4 protein-coding genes are annotated in these 1,894 nt (G+C 56.7%); 1 reads left to right on the top strand and 3 read right to left on the bottom strand.

Annotation, left to right across the window (positions count from 1 at the left end; genetic code table 11):
* The 3 genes from ADADOO_RS01775 to ADADOO_RS01765 form a co-directional block, all read right to left on the bottom strand.
* Positions 1-440, bottom strand: a 440-nt coding sequence (locus tag ADADOO_RS01775; protein WP_511274480.1) for an HDOD domain-containing protein, incomplete at its 3' end; no start/stop codon positions are given.
* Between the two features lies 1 nt (position 441).
* Positions 442-873 carry a CBS domain-containing protein gene (locus ADADOO_RS01770; protein ID WP_511274478.1) on the bottom strand — a complete coding sequence of 144 codons (432 nt, stop codon included), beginning with the start codon at positions 871-873 and terminating at the stop codon, positions 442-444.
* Between the two features lie 120 nt (positions 874-993).
* Complete coding sequence (locus tag ADADOO_RS01765; RefSeq protein WP_511274476.1) at positions 994-1,629, bottom strand: c-type cytochrome; 636 nt, start codon at positions 1,627-1,629, stop codon at positions 994-996.
* 107 nt (positions 1,630-1,736) lie between these two features.
* On the opposite strand from ADADOO_RS01765, the gene ADADOO_RS01760 reads away from it, so the two are divergent.
* Positions 1,737-1,894, top strand: a 158-nt coding sequence (locus tag ADADOO_RS01760; RefSeq protein WP_511274483.1) for a GTPase, incomplete at its 3' end; no start/stop codon positions are given.

Below are 1,894 nucleotides of genomic sequence, written 5' to 3'. Positions count from 1 at the left end.
TTGTCCGGCTGGACTCGACCCAGATGGCGCGCCAGCACGCGGGCGATTGCGGCAACCCGCAGCGAGTGCTCCCAGGTTTGTCGGGCGATGTGATCGTAGGCCGCAAGATTTTTTGATTTCAACATCTGGTCCATCGCCACTGCCAGCGAGGTGGTGCGGACGATGTCGAATCCCAGGCGTCGGACTACGGTATTCAGGTTGGAAATCTGTTCGCCGGCCGGGTTGTAGGTAACGGAGTTGGCCAGGCGCAACAGTTTGCTGCAAATCAGCGGCTCGACACCGATCGCCTGGACTACCTGTTCGGCGCTGGCAAACGGATCTTTGAGCGCGTTGCGAACCAACATGGCCGCATCCAGACAGGTCGGGAAATTGATATCGCCTGACAGGTCGCGGGCGATATCTTCGAGAATATGAAAGTGAATACTACTGCCGCTGTCCATCTCAACTGGCGATGTAGTGTTCCAGTTGGGCGATCAGGAATTGCTGATCGGAGATCGTTTCCTTGACCAGATCGCCGATCGAGATGATGCCCAGCACATTCCCCGAGTCATCCAGAACAGGCAGGTGGCGGAAGTGTTTTTCGGTCATCAGGGCCATGCACTCGTCAAGAGAGACATTGGGGGTCACGTAGGCAACCTTGTCGCTCATAATTTCCTTGACCAGGGTTTCCTTCGATGTCTTTCCGTGCAGGATGATTTTCCGGGCATAGTCGCGTTCGGAAAAAATGCCAATCATTTGTTCGCCATCGAGAACCATCACCGCGCCAACCTCGTGCTTGGCCATTACGGTGAGCGCGTGAAAAACTGTGTCGCCCGGAGCGACGACTGCCAATGGGCGATTCCGGCTCGCAAGAAGCTGTTTGAGCGTCTTCATGTCTTGTCTCCTACTCCGTTGGGATGTTGTGCGTCCAGTCTAGTCGTGTCGACGTAGACTGCCAAGCGCCAGAAAAACAAAAAGGCAGCCGAAGCTGCCTTTCTCTTGCTGGTGCACTAATCAGCGCAGGCCAGCGGCGTATTCGGCGACCGCCTTGATTTCCGCGTCGGACAGCTTGGCAGCGATCATGCGCATCATCTTTTCCGGATCGTTGGCCCGTTCTTCAACGCGGAAAGCCTTCAGCTGGGCTTCCGTGTATTCCTGAAATTGGCCAGCCAGGCGCGGATACTGGGCGGGCAGCCCGGCTCCGGCGGGGCCGTGGCAGCCAGCACAGGCGGGAACGCCCTTCTTGAAGTCGCCTTGCCGCCAGATTTTCTGGCCCAGCGCGATCTGTTTTTCATCTTTGGCAGCAGCCGGCTTCTGTTTCTGGCTAGAAAACCAGGCGGCGACATTCCTGATGTCTTCCTCGGAGAGTGGTGCTGCCATGCCGGCCATGATCGGGTTGTTGCGCACAGCGGGCTTGTCACCAACCGGCTTGAAATTCTTGAGTTGCTTGGCGATGTATTCTTCGATCTGGCCAGCCAGATTCGGATTAGCCGAGACCGGGCTGTTGCCATCGGCGCCATGGCAGGCGACACAGATGGATTCGGCGATAGCCTTGCCCTTGGCGGGGTCAGCCTTGGCATGGGCTTCTTCGGAAGCGTGGGTGACGAAACTGGTGGCGAAAAGGATTGCCAGTGCCGCTTTACGGATCATTTCGAACTCCTAGTGCGCGTTTATGGGCGCTTTGGCCGGAACGGAGGTTACAAACCTGTTATTCTATATCAGTTCGCCGCCCTCTTGGCGGGTCTTCCGAGTTTTTTATGCCTCTGTTCCAACAGGCGGTTTTTCTGACAACCGTCGCCAATCTCCGTGATTTACCGCAGGATTCTGTTCGCGAAGTAGCTTTTGCCGGCCGTTCCAATGCCGGAAAATCTTCTGCCATTAACACCCTGGCGGGGCGTGTTCGCCTCGCTTATGT

Origin of the sequence: Azonexus sp. (assembly GCF_036170495.1) — a bacterium.
Classification (GTDB): domain Bacteria; phylum Pseudomonadota; class Gammaproteobacteria; order Burkholderiales; family Rhodocyclaceae; genus Azonexus.
This window is presented reverse-complemented; position numbering and strand designations above follow the sequence as displayed.

Coding starts and splice junctions, on each gene's coding strand:
- ADADOO_RS01770 (WP_511274478.1), bottom strand. CDS start 873: ATGAAGACGCTCAAACAGCTTCTTGCGAGCCGGAATCGCCCATTGGCA.
- ADADOO_RS01765 (WP_511274476.1), bottom strand. CDS start 1,629: ATGATCCGTAAAGCGGCACTGGCAATCCTTTTCGCCACCAGTTTCGTC.